Annotated in this window: 7 protein-coding genes; all 7 read left to right on the top strand. The window is 64.2% G+C overall.

What is annotated here, in order from left to right; genetic code table 11:
• The 7 genes from QW845_RS07500 to QW845_RS07470 all read left to right on the top strand — a co-directional run bounded on the left by QW845_RS07500 (position 1) and on the right by QW845_RS07470 (position 15,871).
• Positions 1-2,184 (top strand): xanthine dehydrogenase family protein molybdopterin-binding subunit, encoded by a 2,184-nt coding sequence (locus QW845_RS07500; RefSeq protein WP_315800979.1) that lies wholly within the window; start codon positions 1-3, stop codon positions 2,182-2,184.
• Positions 2,181-2,828, top strand: coding sequence for an Isoquinoline 1-oxidoreductase subunit (locus QW845_RS07495; protein ID WP_315800978.1), 648 nt, complete (start codon positions 2,181-2,183; stop codon positions 2,826-2,828). The genes QW845_RS07500 and QW845_RS07495 overlap by 4 nt, the downstream gene beginning before the upstream one ends.
• Positions 2,829-3,514: 686 nt before the next feature.
• Positions 3,515-4,033, top strand: a complete 519-nt coding sequence (rplJ, locus tag QW845_RS07490; protein ID WP_315801370.1) for a 50S ribosomal protein L10 — start codon at positions 3,515-3,517, stop codon at positions 4,031-4,033.
• Positions 4,034-4,093: 60 nt separating this feature from the next.
• Positions 4,094-4,471 (top strand): 50S ribosomal protein L7/L12, encoded by a 378-nt coding sequence (gene rplL, locus QW845_RS07485; protein ID WP_172108050.1) that lies wholly within the window; start codon positions 4,094-4,096, stop codon positions 4,469-4,471.
• Positions 4,472-5,019: 548 nt separating this feature from the next.
• Positions 5,020-9,138 carry a DNA-directed RNA polymerase subunit beta gene (rpoB, locus tag QW845_RS07480; RefSeq protein WP_315800977.1) on the top strand — a complete coding sequence of 1,373 codons (4,119 nt, stop codon included), beginning with the start codon at positions 5,020-5,022 and terminating at the stop codon, positions 9,136-9,138.
• Positions 9,139-9,269: 131 nt separating this feature from the next.
• Complete coding sequence (gene rpoC, locus QW845_RS07475; protein ID WP_315800976.1) at positions 9,270-13,469, top strand: DNA-directed RNA polymerase subunit beta'; 4,200 nt, start codon at positions 9,270-9,272, stop codon at positions 13,467-13,469.
• 338 nt (positions 13,470-13,807) lie between these two features.
• Positions 13,808-15,871, top strand: coding sequence for an FAD-dependent oxidoreductase (locus QW845_RS07470; RefSeq protein WP_315800975.1), 2,064 nt, complete (start codon positions 13,808-13,810; stop codon positions 15,869-15,871).
• Positions 15,872-15,926: the final 55 nt, after the last annotated feature.

The following is a 15,926-nucleotide window of genomic DNA, read 5'->3' as shown; positions in this document are numbered from 1 at the left end:
ATGAATGCATATGTGAAGCCCGCTGCCTCAACCGCATTGTCCCGGCGTTCGCTCCTGAAAGCCGGCGCAGGCCTGGTGCTCGCCACCTATGTCGCCCGCAACGGTGTGGCTTACGCGCAGGATGGCGCCGCGGCCAAGTCCGTCAACATCGCGCCGAACACGTTTCTGGTGATCGGCCAGGACGACACCGTCACCGTTCTCTGCAAGCACATCGAGTTCGGACAGGGCCCGTTCACCGGCATGGCCACCCTGGTGGCCGAGGAGCTCGATGCCGATTGGTCGCAGATGCGCGCCGATCACGCGCCCTCGAATCCGGTGCTCTACAAGAATCTCTTGTTCGGGGTGCAGGGCACTGGTGGCTCGAGCGCGATCGCCAATTCCTACGAGCAGATGCGCAAGGTCGGCGCCGCCGCGCGCGCGATGCTGGTGGCTGCGGCCGCCGACGAATGGAAGGTGCCGGCTGAGGAGATCACGGTCGATAAAGGCATCGTCCGACATCCCTCCGGCAAACAGAGCGGTTTCGGCGCGCTGGCCGCCAAGGCGATGCAGCAGCCGGTGCCGTCGGACCCGCAGCTCAAGGATCCCTCCGCCTTCAAGCTGATCGGCAAGGAAGGCGCCGTGACCCGGCTCGACAGCGTGGCGAAGTCGAACGGCTCGGCCGAGTATACGCTCGACATCAAGGATCCGGGGACCTTGACCGTGCTGGTGGCGCGCTCGCCGCGCTTCGGCGGCAAGGTGGCCTCGTTCGACGCATCAGCAGCGAAGGCCGTGCCTGGCGTCGTCGACGTCAAGGAGGTGCCAAATGGTGTCGCCGTCTATGCCGAGGGCTTCTGGCCGGCCAAGACCGCGCGCGACCTGCTCGAGATCTCCTGGGACGACAGCAAGGCGGAGACGCGCGGGACGGCGCAACTGCTGGAGGAGTTTCGCGCGCGCGCAAAGAAGCAGGGCGCGCTGGTGAAGCAGGAGGGCGACGTTGACGCCGAGATCGCCAGGGGCGGCAGGCTGATCGAGACCGAGTTCGTCTTCCCGTATCTGGCCCATGCGCCGATGGAGCCGATCAACGCCTTCATCCACTGGAAAGGCGACACCGCCTCGGCGCGCTATGGCAGCCAGTTTCCGACGCCTGATCACGCCGTGATCGCGCAGGTGCTTGGGCTCGACATCGCCAAGGTCGATCTCAAGACGATTCTTGCTGGTGGCAGCTTCGGCCGGCGGGCGCAGCAGTCGACCCACGTCGCCACAGAGCTGGCGCAGGTCGCCAAAGCGATCGGGCCGGGACGTCCGGTCAAGCTGGTGTGGTCCCGCGAGGATGATATGCGCGGCGGCTACTACCGACCGTTCAGCCTGCACCGGATGCGTGGTGTGGTCCGCGACGGCAAGATCGTGGCGTGGTCGGATACGATCGTCGGGCAGTCGATCATGAAGGGCTCGCCGTTCGAGGCGATGACCATGAAGAACGGCCTCGATTCGACGGCCTATGAGGGCTCCAACGAGATCCCTTACCAGGTGCCGAATTTCCGCTGCGACCTGCATCAGGTCGATGTCGGCGTGCCCGTGCTGTGGTGGCGCTCGGTCGGCCACACCCATACCGGCTACGCCGTCGAGGCGTTTGTCGATCAGTTGCTCGAAGCCGCCGGCCAGGATCCTGTGGAGGGACGACTGGCGATGATGGCCGACAAGCCGCGTCACGCCGGTGTGCTCAAGGCGGTCGCTGAGCTCGCGGACTGGAAGGGCGCCAAGCTCGAAGCGGGCCGCGCCCGCGGTGTGGCCGTGGTCGAGAGCTTCAACACCTACGTCGCCCAGGTGGTCGAGCTGTCGATGGGCGCCGACGGACCGGTCGTGCATAAGGTCTGGTGCGCTGTCGACTGTGGCGTCGCAGTCAATCCCGACATCATCCGCGCCCAGATGGAGGGCGGCATCGGCTTTGCGCTAGGCCACATCCTCTATGCGCAGCAGCCGCTCGACGAGGGACGACCGGTGTCGGGCAATTTCGACACCTACCGCTCGCTGCGCATCCACGAGATGCCGCAGATCGAGGTTGCGATCGTGCCGTCGACCGAGAAACCCTCGGGAGTCGGCGAGCCCGGCGTGCCACCGCTGGGACCTGCCGTCGCCAACGCCATGGCCAGGCTAGGTCTGCCGCGGCCGACCCAACTGCCGATCCGGCCGGGAGACACCGCATGAGCCTGTTCAGAACGGCGACGATGGCGCTGCTCGCTGGCAGCCTGGCTGCGGTTGCGATCGTAGCCCTGCCGGCACTGCGGCGCGCCGATGCGGCGCCCGAGGCGACGCGCGTCGCCGGCGGGCTCAAGCCGGTGGCGGACTTCGCCAGGATCAAGAGCAAGGACGAGCGCGCCGTGGCGCTGTTCGAAGAGGCCGGAAAGGTGCTGCAGTCGCCGCGATGCATGAACTGCCATCCGGCCGGCGACCGGCCGACCCAGACCGACAGGATGATTCCGCATCAGCCGCTGGTGGTCCGCGGCGAGGCCGGCATGGGTGCGCCCGGCGGGCTCGCCTGCACGACCTGCCACCACGAGGCCAATTTCGACGCGGCGCGCGTGCCGGGTAATCCCAAATGGCAGCTGGCTCCGATCGAGATGGCTTGGCAGGGCAAGTCGCTCGGCCAGATCTGCGCACAGATCAAGGATCCAAATCGCAACGGCGGCAAGACCATGGCGCAGCTGATTCACCATATGGCTGAGGATGAGCTGGTCGGCTGGGGCTGGAATCCGGGAGCAGGGCGGACCCCGGCCCCGGGAACCCAGAAGCAGTTCGGCGAGCTGATCAAGGCCTGGGCCGACGCCGGAGCGGCCTGTCCGAAGGGCTGAGGCGGGATTGCGCCCTGCGCGCGCAATGCCCGGTGGCCCTGATGAGCGCAGCGACATCCGGATCTCCGAACGCGCGTCCAGCGCGCCGGTTGTCGCTCATCCGGGCGACGGGGCTCCTACCCGGCTCCACGGCATGGCCCAACTGGTGCGATTTTTGCTCTTGGGGTCTTGGCAAGTCGCGATCGAGCGGTTAAAGAACCGGCTTCCAGGCGGGCCGGCTGTTGCTGGCGCGCCTGTGCGCGCATTCCGAAAGTTGAGAGGAGCCAGCATTCCTTTTGAGGATATCCGTTTGGATTTCTCGGAAGGAAGAAGGATCTTTCTGCTCTCGAAAATGCCGCAGGGGAGGTCGGTCCGCCGATCACCCCGATCCTGTCCGAGACTGCAGGCGCCGGCGTGGAATCCAATTTCCTCAATGGCTTAATCATCCAGCCTGCATAGACGGGTGAAGACCGGATTTCGGCATGTCCACTGCCTTCGTCGTGGTGGCATGCAGGTTTGGTTCGAACCTCGACACTCCGCGAGCCTCCCAGGGATCCCTGGGGCTTTCGGAAGGGCAGGCTATTCATCGCCGTTTTGCCTTGCGTGTCCTCGGGTTCTTCCGTCCGGAGGTCAGGTTTGGTGGGACGGCGGGTGCAACCCGGCGGTCCCGCTTTCGGGCGAAGGCCGCCAACCGGAGAGAGCTTGCTGTGGAACGAGCGGCAAAAAAAGAGGCGGTCGAGCAGCTGCACGAGGTCTTCAAGACCACGGGCGTTGCCGTCGTCGCTCACTATTCCGGCCTCACCGTGGCCCAGATGCAGAAGCTGCGCATGCAGATGAAGCAGGCTGGCGCGTCGGTGAAGGTCTCGAAGAACCGTCTCGCCAAAATTGCTCTTGAAGGCACGGACGTCGTCGGCATCGGTTCCCTGTTGAAGGGGCCGACCGTGATCGCAACTTCGAACGATCCTGTCGCGGCGCCCAAGGTTGCCATCGAATTCGCCAAGGCGAACGAAAAGTTCGTCATCCTCGGCGGCTCGATGGGCTCAACCGTCCTGAATGTCGACAGCGTCAAGGCTCTGGCCTCGCTGCCGTCGCTGGACGAACTGCGCGGCAAGCTCGTCGGCCTGATCCAGGCTCCGGCGACCAAGCTCGCCCAGCTCGCCAATGCACCCGCGGCCAAGGTCGCGCGCGTCATTCAGGCTCATGCCTCAAAGGGCGAAGCGGCCTGACGCCCTTCGCAAACACTCACAACCTGGTTTCGAACCGAACCAAATCAAGGAACTACTTCAATGGCTGACCTGCAGAAGATCGTCGACGACCTCTCGGCCCTCACCGTTCTCGAGGCCGCTGAGCTCGCCAAGCTCCTGGAAGAGAAGTGGGGCGTGTCCGCCGCGGCCGCCGTGGCCGTCGCTGCTCCGGGTGCCGGTGGCGCCGCTGCCGCTCCGGCGGAAGAGAAGACCGAGTTCACCGTTGTCCTGGCTTCGGCTGGCGACAAGAAGATCGAGGTCATCAAGGAAGTCCGCGCCATCACCGGCCTGGGCCTGAAGGAAGCCAAGGACCTCGTCGAGGGCGCTCCGAAGCCGGTCAAGGAAGGCGTCAACAAGGACGAGGCCGAGAAGATCAAGGCTCAGCTCGAGAAGGCTGGCGCCAAGATCGAGCTCAAGTAGTCGCTTCGATTACGCGAACGAAGTCCCCGGGCTGCCATGGGCAGGTCCGGGGCTTTCGAGAGATTATGATGGCCGGGTGGTAACATCGCCCGGTCATCATGTGGACAAGGAGTTTTGCAGGGGTATTGGGCGCGGCTCGGAATCACTGCAAAAGGCGTGCAACGGAACCGTCTGTTGTGGGCTGAACACGGAAAAGTGTGGAGATTTGGGGGCTTCGCTCTCGAATCTCGATTATTGTCAACCCATATTGGGTCGGCAGCACGAAAAGCCGGTTGATCGGTGGAGTGGCGTCTCCGTCCGTAAGCCGCTGGGAGATAGGCAATTTCGGGCTTTTGCAGTCCGTGACGAGATGGTTGTGACGAGCGGGTGCGTCCTCGCGCCTCGCGCGTCGTTTTGCGTTTTGCTGGTCTGAAGAACAGATCTGGGACGTTTCCGTTCCGGCTTTGAGCCTCAGATCCTCGAAATGGATCGAAATTCAACCCGAAGGGGCGGTGGCAGCCGCTGTTTCGGAAGGTTCGCCCCTCCGGGCGACGAAATGAGAGGCCACGATGGCGCAGCAGACATTCACCGGTCGCAAACGCGTTCGCAAGTTCTTTGGACACATCAAGGAAGTCGCGGAGATGCCGAACCTCATCGAGGTTCAGAAGGCGTCCTACGACCAGTTCCTGATGGTGGACGAGCCCACGGGCGGGCGGCCGGATGAGGGCCTGCAGGCGGTGTTCCGCTCGGTGTTCCCGATCTCCGACTTTTCCGGCACCTCGATGCTGGAGTTCGTCCGCTACGAATTCGAGCCGCCGAAATATGACGTCGACGAGTGCCGTCAGCGTGGCATGACCTTCGCTGCGCCGCTCAAGGTGACCTTGCGCCTCATCGTGTTCGATATCGACGAGGAGACCGGCGCGAAGTCGGTCAAGGACATCAAGGAGCAGGACGTGTACATGGGCGACATCCCGCTCATGACCATGAACGGCACCTTCATCGTGAACGGCACCGAGCGCGTCATCGTCTCGCAGATGCACCGTTCGCCGGGCGTGTTCTTCGACCACGACAAGGGCAAGACCCATTCGTCGGGCAAGCTGCTGTTCGCCGCCCGCGTCATCCCGTATCGCGGCTCCTGGCTCGACATCGAGTTCGACGCCAAGGACATCGTGTTCGCGCGCATCGACCGTCGCCGCAAGCTGCCGGTGACGTCGCTGATGTTCGCGCTCGGCCTCGACGGCGAGACCATCCTGTCGACCTTCTACAAGAAGCTGATCTACAAGCGCATCAAGGAAGGCTGGCGCGTTCCGTTCGACGCCAACCGCTTCCGCGGCTATTCGACCGTCAACGACCTGATCGACGCCGACACCGGCAAGGTCGTGCTCGAAGCCGGCAAGAAGCTCACCGTCCGCGCCGCCCGCCAGCTCCAGGAGAAGGGGCTGAAGGCGCTGCGCATGTCGGACGAGGAGCTGCTCGGCAACTACATCGCCGAGGATCTCGTCAACCCGAAGACCGGCGAAATCTACGCCGAGGCGGGCGAGGAGATCACCGACAAGCTGTTCAAGGTGCTGAACGAGCAGGGCTACAAGGACCTGCCGCTGCTCGACATCGACCACGTCAATGTCGGGCCCTACATCCGCAACACGCTCTCGGCGGACAAGAACATGACGCGTGAGGACGCGCTGTTCGATATCTACCGCGTGATGCGTCCGGGTGAGCCGCCGACGCTCGATTCCGCGCAGGCGATGTTCCAGTCGCTGTTCTTCGATGCCGAGCGCTACGACCTCTCCGCGGTCGGCCGCGTCAAGATGAACATGCGCCTCGAGCTCGATGCGCCGGACACCCAGCGCACGCTGCGCAAGGAAGACATCCTGGCGGTCATCAAGACCCTGGTCGATCTGCGCGACGGCAAGGGCGAGATCGACGACATCGACCATCTCGGCAACCGCCGCGTCCGCTCGGTCGGCGAGCTGATGGAGAACCAGTACCGCATCGGTCTCTTGCGCATGGAGCGCGCCATCAAGGAGCGCATGTCGAGCGTCGACATCGACACCGTGATGCCGCAGGACCTGATCAACGCCAAGCCGGCCGCGGCCGCGGTGCGCGAGTTCTTCGGATCGTCGCAGCTGTCGCAGTTCATGGACCAGACCAATCCGCTGTCGGAGATCACCCACAAGCGCCGCCTGTCGGCGCTTGGACCGGGCGGTCTGACCCGCGAGCGCGCCGGCTTCGAGGTGCGCGACGTGCATCCGACGCATTACGGCCGCATCTGCCCGATCGAGACGCCGGAAGGTCCGAACATCGGCCTGATCAACTCGCTGGCGACGTTCGCCCGCGTCAACAAGTATGGCTTCGTCGAGACGCCGTACCGCAAGGTCAAGGACGGCCGGGTCACCGACGAGGTGGTGTATCTGTCCGCGATGGAGGAGGGGCGCTATCGCGTCGCGCAGGCCAACGTGCCGCTCGATGCCAAGGGCCGCTTCACCGAGGACCTCGTGGTCTGCCGTCATGCCGGCGAAGTCGTGCCGATGACGCCCGACAAGGTCGACTACATGGACGTGTCGCCGAAGCAGCTCGTTTCGGTGGCCGCGGCGCTGATCCCGTTCCTCGAGAACGACGACGCCAACCGCGCGCTGATGGGCTCGAACATGCAGCGCCAGGCGGTGCCGCTGGTTCGCGCCGAGGCGCCGTTCGTCGGCACCGGCATGGAAGGCGTGGTCGCCCGTGACTCGGGCGCCGCGATCGCGGCGCGCCGCTCGGGCGTGATTGACCAGATCGACGCCACCCGCGTCGTCATCCGCGCCACCGAGGATCTCGATCCGACCAAGTCGGGCGTCGATATCTATCGGCTGATGAAGTATCAGCGCTCGAACCAGTCGACCTGCATCAACCAGCGCCCGCTGGTGAAGGTGGGCGACATCGTCAAGAAGGGCGACATCATCGCTGACGGTCCGTCGACCGATCTCGGCGAGCTCGCGCTCGGCCGCAACGTGCTGGTCGCGTTCATGCCGTGGAACGGCTACAACTTCGAGGACTCCATCCTGCTCTCCGAGCGGATCGTGAAGGAGGACGTCTTCACCTCGATCCACATCGAGGAATTCGAGGTGATGGCCCGCGACACCAAGCTGGGTCCGGAGGAAATCACGCGCGACATTCCGAACGTGTCGGAGGAGGCGCTGAAGAACCTCGACGAAGCCGGCATCGTCTACATCGGCGCGGAAGTGCGCGCCGGCGACATCCTGGTCGGCAAGATCACGCCGAAGGGCGAGAGCCCGATGACGCCGGAAGAGAAGCTGCTGCGCGCCATCTTCGGCGAAAAGGCCTCGGACGTCCGCGACACGTCGCTGCGGGTGCCGCCGGGCGTGCAGGGCACGATCGTCGAAGTCCGCGTGTTCAACCGCCACGGCGTCGACAAGGACGAGCGTGCGCTGGCGATCGAGCGGGAAGAGATCGAGCGTCTGGCCAAGGACCGCGACGACGAGCAGGCGATCCTGGACCGCAACGTCTACAGCCGTCTCGCCGACATGCTGGATGGCCGCCAGGGCATTTCCGGTCCGAAGGGCTTCAAGAAGGACACCAAGATCACCCGCGCGGTGCTCGACGAGTATCCGAAGTCGCAGTGGTGGCTGTTCGCATCGCCGAACGACAAGCTGATGGCCGAGATCGAGGCCATGCGAAAGCAGTACGACGAGTCGAAGAAGGGGCTGGAACAGCGCTTCCTCGACAAGGTCGAGAAGCTGCAGCGTGGCGACGAGCTGCCGCCCGGCGTGATGAAGATGGTCAAGGTCTTCGTCGCCGTGAAGCGCAAGATCCAGCCGGGCGACAAGATGGCCGGCCGTCACGGCAACAAGGGCGTCGTGTCCAAGATCGTGCCGATCGAGGACATGCCGTTCCTCGAGGACGGCACCCATGCGGACATCGTGCTGAACCCGCTGGGCGTGCCCTCGCGCATGAACGTCGGGCAGATCCTCGAGACCCATCTGGGCTGGGCTTGCGCCGGCCTCGGCAAGCGTATCGCCCAGACGGTCGATGCCTACCTGTCGAAGCAGGACGTCAAGCCGCTGAAGGAGACCTTGAAGCGGATCTACGGCGACGACGAGACCATCAAGTCGCTCAACGACAACGAGTTGATCGAGCTTGGTCACAATCTGAGCCGCGGCGTGCCGATCGCCACGCCGGTGTTCGACGGCGCCAAGGAGGCCGACATCGAGGAGATGTTGAAGCTCGCCGGCCTCGACGCATCCGGTCAGTCGACGGTCTATGACGGCCGCACCGGCGATGCATTCGATCGCAAGGTGACGGTCGGCTACATCTACATGCTGAAGCTGCACCATCTGGTCGACGACAAGATCCATGCGCGTTCGATCGGCCCGTACTCGCTGGTCACCCAGCAGCCGCTGGGCGGCAAGGCCCAGTTCGGCGGCCAGCGTTTCGGCGAAATGGAGGTGTGGGCGCTCGAAGCCTACGGCGCGGCCTACACGCTGCAGGAGATGCTGACGGTGAAGTCGGACGACGTCGCCGGCCGCACCAAGGTCTACGAGGCGATCGTGCGCGGCGACGACACGTTCGAGGCCGGTATTCCGGAATCGTTCAACGTGCTGGTCAAGGAAATGCGCTCGCTCGGCCTCAACGTCGACCTGCACAACTCCAAGCTCGGACCGGCGCCGACGTCGGAAGCCGCCGAGTAGGTCAAGAGATCAGGCCCGGCCGTCTCGGACGGCCGGGTGCCGGCGCCTTCCCCCGCGGGTCAGGACAAGGCGCCCGTTGAGAGATTTTCGAATTTGCGGCCGACCCCCGATCGGCCCGCGAGGAGAATACGATGAACCAAGAAATTATGAATCTCTTCAATCCGACGACGCCGGCTCAGGTCTTCGACCAGATCCGGATCTCGATTGCGTCTCCGGAGAAGATTCTGTCCTGGTCCTACGGCGAGATCAAGAAGCCGGAAACGATCAACTACCGTACCTTCAAGCCCGAGCGCGACGGCCTGTTCTGCGCCCGCATCTTCGGGCCGATCAAGGACTACGAGTGCTTGTGCGGCAAGTACAAGCGGATGAAGTACAAGGGCATCATCTGCGAGAAGTGCTCGGTCGAGGTGACCTTGTCGCGTGTCCGGCGCGAGCGCATGGGCCATATCGAGCTCGCCGCTCCGGTCGCGCACATCTGGTTCCTGAAGTCGCTGCCGTCGCGCATCGGCCTGCTGCTCGACATGACGCTGAAGGATCTCGAGCGGATCCTGTACTTCGAATACTACGTCGTCCTCGAGCCGGGTCTGACCGCGCTCAAGGACCGTCAGCTGCTGTCGGAGGACGAGTACCTCAAGGCGCAGGACGAATACGGCCAGGACAGCTTCACCGCCATGATCGGCGCCGAGGCCATCCGTGAGCTGCTGCGCGGCCTCGAGCTTGAGAAGCTCGAGCAGACGCTGCGGGCCGAGATGCAGGAGACCGACTCCGACATCAAGCACAAGAAGTTGGCCAAGCGCCTGAAGATCGTCGAGGCGTTCCGCCACTCCGGCAACAAGCCGGAATGGATGATCATGACCGTTGTTCCGGTGATCCCGCCGGATCTGCGGCCGCTGGTGCCGCTCGACGGCGGCCGCTTCGCGACCTCGGACCTCAACGACCTCTACCGTCGCGTCATCAACCGCAACAACCGCCTGAAGCGGCTGATGGAGCTGCGCGCGCCGGACATCATCATCCGCAACGAGAAGCGCATGCTTCAGGAGGCGGTGGATGCGCTGTTCGACAACGGCCGCCGCGGCCGCGTCATCACCGGCGCCAACAAGCGTCCGCTGAAGTCGCTCGCCGACATGCTGAAGGGCAAGCAGGGCCGCTTCCGTCAGAACCTGCTCGGCAAGCGCGTCGACTATTCCGGCCGCTCGGTCATCGTGGTCGGTCCCGAGCTGCGCCTGCACCAGTGCGGCCTGCCGAAGAAGATGGCGCTCGAGCTGTTCAAGCCGTTCATCTACTCGCGGCTCGACGCCAAGGGCCTCTCGACGACCGTCAAGCAGGCCAAGAAGCTGGTCGAGAAGGAGCGCCCCGAGGTCTGGGACATCCTGGACGAGGTCATCCGCGAGCATCCGGTGCTGCTGAACCGCGCGCCGACGCTGCATCGCCTCGGCATCCAGGCGTTCGAGCCGGTGCTGATCGAGGGCAAGGCGATCCAGCTGCATCCGCTGGTCTGCTCGGCGTTCAACGCCGACTTCGACGGCGACCAGATGGCCGTGCACGTTCCGCTGTCGCTCGAAGCGCAGCTGGAAGCGCGCGTCCTGATGATGTCGACCAACAACATCCTGCATCCGGCCAATGGTCAGCCGATCATCGTGCCGTCGCAGGACATCGTGCTCGGTCTCTACTACGTCTCGATCATGCGCGAAGGCATGCCCGGCCAGGGCATGGCGTTCGGCAACATGGCCGAGCTCGAGCATGCGCTGCACGCCAAGGCCATCCATCTCCACAGCAAGATCAAGTACCGCTGGGAGGGGATGAACGAGGAAGGCAAGATCGCCAAGCGCTGGATCGAGACCACCGCGGGCCGCGTGATGCTCGGCAACCTGCTGCCGAAGCATCCGCGCGTGACGTTCGAGGTCATCAACAAGCTGATGACCAAGCGCGAGATCTCGGGCGTGATCGATCAGGTCTATCGTCACTGCGGCCAGAAGGAGACGGTGATCTTCTGCGACCGCATCATGGCGCTCGGCTTCTACAACGCCTTCAAGGCGGGCATCTCGTTCGGCAAGGACGACATGGTCGTGCCGGCGGGCAAGTGGAAGATCGTCGACACCACCCGTACGCTGGCGAAGGATTTCGAGCAGCAGTACAATGACGGTCTGATCACCCATGGCGAGAAGTACAACAAGGTCGTCGACGCCTGGTCGAAGGCCTCGGAAGAGATCGCCAAGGAGATGATGAAGGAGATCTCCGTCACCAAGAAGACGGCGACGGGGGCGGATGCCGACATCAACTCGATCTACATGATGTCGCATTCCGGTGCCCGCGGTTCGCCGGCCCAGATGCGTCAGCTCGCCGGCATGCGCGGCCTGATGGCCAAGCCGTCGGGTGAGATCATCGAGACGCCGATCATCTCGAACTTCAAGGAAGGTCTCTCGGTTCTCGAGTACTTCAACTCGACCCACGGCGCCCGCAAGGGCCTCGCGGACACCGCGTTGAAGACCGCGAACTCGGGCTACCTGACCCGCCGTCTGGTCGACGTGGCGCAGGACTGCATCATCACGCAGGACGATTGCGGCACCCATCTCGGCATCAAGATGCGCGCCATCGTCGATGCCGGCACGGTCGTGGCCTCGCTCGGCTCGCGCATCCTGGGCCGCGTGCCCTGCGACGACGTGCGCGATCCCGCGACCAACGCGGTGCTGGTCAAGGCCGGCACCTTGATGGAGGAAAGCCACATCGACGCCATCCAGCAGGCTGGCGTGCAGGAGGTGAAGATCCGCTCGGCGCTGACCTGCGAGCTGGTCAACGGCATCTGCAAGATGTGCTACGGCCGCGATCTGGCGCGCGGCACGCCGGTCAACCACGGTGAGGCCGTCGGCGTCATCGCCGCGCAGTCGATCGGTGAGCCCGGCACCCAGCTGACGATGCGCACGTTCCACATCGGTGGTGCGGCGCAGCTGAACGAGCAGTCCTTCGTGGAATCGAACTTCGAAGGCAAGGTGGTCATCAAGAACAAGGCGATCGCCCGCAATAGCGAGGGTCACCTGATCGCGATGGTCCGCAACATGGTCGTGACGATCGTCGACCCCGACGGCACCGAGCGTGCGACGCACCGCATCCAGTACGGCGCGCGCATGCATGTCGACGACGGCGACATGATCAAGCGCGGCCAGCGCATCGCCGAGTGGGATCCTTATACCCGTCCGATCCTCACGGAAGCCGAGGGTACGATCGGGTTCGAGGATCTGACCGAGGGTCTGTCGATCTCGGAAACGCTCGACGAATCCACCGGTATCGCCAAGCGCGTGGTCATCGACTGGCGTGGAACGCGCGGTGGCGCGGATCTGCGTCCGGCAATCGTGATCAAGGGCAAGGACGGCAAGGTGCTCAAGCTCGCCCGCGGCGGCGATGCCCGCTACATGCTGTCGGTCGACGCGATTCTGTCGGTCGACGTCGGTTCGACGGTGAAGCCGGGCGACATCCTGGCGCGTATCTCGACGGAAAGCGCCAAGACGCGCGACATCACCGGCGGTCTGCCGCGGGTGGCGGAGCTGTTCGAAGCGCGCAAGCCGAAGGATGCCGCGATCATCGCCGAGATCGCCGGCACCATCCGGTTCGGTCGCGACTACAAGAACAAGCGTCGCATCTCGATCGAGCCGGTCGACAAGACCGAGGAGCCGCGCGAGTACCTGATCCCGAAGGGCAAGCACATCCATCTGCAGGATGGCGACATCGTCGAGAAGGGCGACTTCATCGTCGAAGGCAACCCGGCGCCGCACGACATCCTGGCGATCAAGGGCATCGAGGAGCTCGCGGCCTATCTGGTCAACGAGATCCAGGAGGTCTACCGGCTGCAGGGCGTGCTCATCAACGACAAGCACATCGAGGTGATTGTCCGTCAGATGCTGCAGAAGGTGGAGATCACCGACCAGGGCGATACCGACATGATCTCGGGCGAACAGGTCGACAAGATCGAGTTCGACCTGCTCAACGCGAAGGCCGTGGAGGAGGCGAAGAAGCCGGCCACGGGCACTCCGGTTCTGCTCGGCATCACCAAGGCGAGCCTGCAGACCCGGTCGTTCTTCTCGGCGGCCTCGTTCCAGGAGACCACCCGCGTCCTCACCGAGGCGGCGGTCAACGGCAAGATCGATCCGCTCGAGGGTCTCAAGGAGAACGTCATCGTCGGCCGTCTGATCCCGGCCGGCACCGGCGCCTCGATGGCCCGCATCCGCGAGGTCGCCTTGAAGCGCGACAAGCTGATTCTCGACGAGCGCGAGAAGCAGGCGGCGATCGTGCCGGCGCAGCCCGAGCCTCAGCCGCTCGCGCTGCCGCCGGCAGAGTAACGGACGGTTGCGGCATGACCCTGACGGTGTCGGGGTCTGCCGTGCGTTCATCACGCGTAGAAAAGGCCGGCGTTTGCCGGCCTTTTTTTGACATTTTCTTCTCCTGTTGCCGCGCTGCTGCCCCGTTGTTCATCTTCCCTTCAGGGACAGAGGCGCTTTTGGAAGCATCAGATCCGCTGAGCTGATTTCCGTCGACTCCCGTGGCGATGCGCCGATTTGCTCCGGCGCAAACCTTCTGCGGGCCGGGTAGGCTATGGCCGATCGAGCCCCGAGGGTGGCAGGACCCCTGATATGGACGACCGGCAACGTCGCTGACAGCCGGAGATGGCGGAACTTCGATGCTTGACCTTGCGATTGTTGGTGGCGGTCCGGGTGGCCTGATGAGCGCCTGGTATCTGAGGCGCAAACTCGGCGATCTCTGCAAGGTGACGATCTACGAGGCATCCGACCGGCTCGGCGGCAAGATCGTGACGCGCAAGTTCGATACCGCTCCGGCGATGTACGAGGCTGGTGTCGCAGAAATCTACGACTACTCGATGACCGGCCCTGATCCGCTGCGCGAGCTGATCCAGCATTTCGGGCTGCAGACGATCCCGATGGATGCGCTGCAGGTCCAGCTCGACGGCGAGCTGCTCGACGACGTGCCGGGGCTGCGCCGCAAATACGGGCCGAAGACGGCTGCCGCGGTCGAGGCGTTCCGCAAGCGCTGCACCGACGTGATGTCGCCGGTCGAATATTACGAGGGCGTCGGCGCCCACGACAACGAGCACCCCTGGGCCTACAAGACCTGCGAGGAGCTGCTCGATGAGGAGGTCGAGGATCCCACCGCCAAGCGCTTCTTCAAGGTGATGTCGCGCTCCGACCTCGCGACCGAGGCCCACAACACCAACGGCCTCAATGCGCTCAAGAACTTCGTGATGGATATCGACGACTATATCGGCCTGTACTCGATTCAGAACGGCAACGAGCAACTGATCGAGTGCCTGCGCTCCGAGGTCGATGCCGACATCCAGCTCAATCATCGCGTGCTCCGCATCGGCAAGACGGAGGCGGGCCGCTACCGGCTCAACATGATGAACGGCAAGGGGCCGGAGACGCGCGAGTTCGATCTCGTGCTGGTGTGCCTGCCGCATTCCTGGCTGTCGACGGTCGGCTGGGAGGGCGAGAAGCTGCGCCAGTCGATGATCAAGCACATCGCCTATTTCGATCGTCCCGCGCACTACCTGCGCGTCTCGATCCTGTTCGACGAGCCGTTCTGGGGCGAGAAGATTCCGGGCTCCTGGTTCATGTCTGAGGCGTTCGGCGGCTGCTGCATCTACAACGAGGGCTCGCGCCACGATGTCGGCAAGCACGGCGTGCTCAACTGGCTGATCGCAGGCTCGGATGCGCTCGCCTTCGCCAACCTGTCGGACCAGGAACTGATCGATGCCGCGCTGAAGTCGCTCCCGGCGGCGCTCGGCGACGCGCGCGCGCACTTCATGGAAGGCAAGATCCATCGCTGGCTGTCGTCCGTCAACGCGCTGCCCGGCGGTCTGCCGGTACGCGACGTCATGACCAATCACCGGCCTGAGCCGAAGGAGCACCCCGGCATCGTCGTGGTCGGTGACTACCTGTTCGATTCGACCTTGAACGGACTGCTCGATTCCTCGGACGCCGCCACCGACATCATCCTGACCGAAATGATGCGGCTGCGCCGCGTCCGCTCGCAGGCCGAGATGCCGCTGTCGGACAAGATCGACCGAGACTATTTCGACAATTATCGCGGGCAGGGGCCGTACAGCGAAGCGTGGTCGCAGTTCACCGATCCGGACTATCTGACCAGCCTGATCAAGATCGTCTGGAACCGGGCCGGCAAGGGCAAAGGCTACAAGCTCCTGGTCGCCGGCTCCGCGAGCGGTGAGCTGGTGGGAGCGCTCCGCGAGCGCGGCATCGATGCCTGGGGCATCGAAAACAACCGCTACATCCACGGCAAGACGCCGAAGGCGCTCAAGAAGTACAACAAGCTCGGCTCGATCACGGACATGCCGTTCAAGACCGGCGAGTTCGATTTCGTGTTCGAGACCAGCCTCTGCCACCTCGGTGACAAGCAGGTTGCGCGCGCGATTCGCGAACTGAACCGCGTCGTCAAGACCGGCCTCGTGTTCGGCTCGATCACCTCGGACATGGCTCCGGCGCTCGTCGACCGCTACGACCTGCTGCGCGGGGTCAAGAAGCTCGGCACCTGGTGGGAGTGGTCGGAGCTGTTCTTCGGCAACGGCTTCGATCTTGCCATGCATCGCCGCGACTGCACCGACGAGGTGTGGGCCGCGACGCTCGCGGCCAACAAAGGCCCGGGCCAATGGTACGCCGACGCGGACAGCCTGCGTTACTCGTTCTTCGACAAGGTCGAGGACGAAGACTGAGGACGCTGGCCGCGGCGCCGTGCAGATGTTAAAGGCCTGACGCGCAAGGCTGGCG

Origin of the sequence: Bradyrhizobium sp. SZCCHNS3002, from assembly GCF_032377435.1 — a bacterium.
Taxonomy (GTDB): Bacteria; Pseudomonadota; Alphaproteobacteria; order Rhizobiales; family Xanthobacteraceae; genus Bradyrhizobium.
Note: the sequence above shows the minus strand (reverse complement) of the source record. Positions and strands in the feature narration are given on the sequence as shown.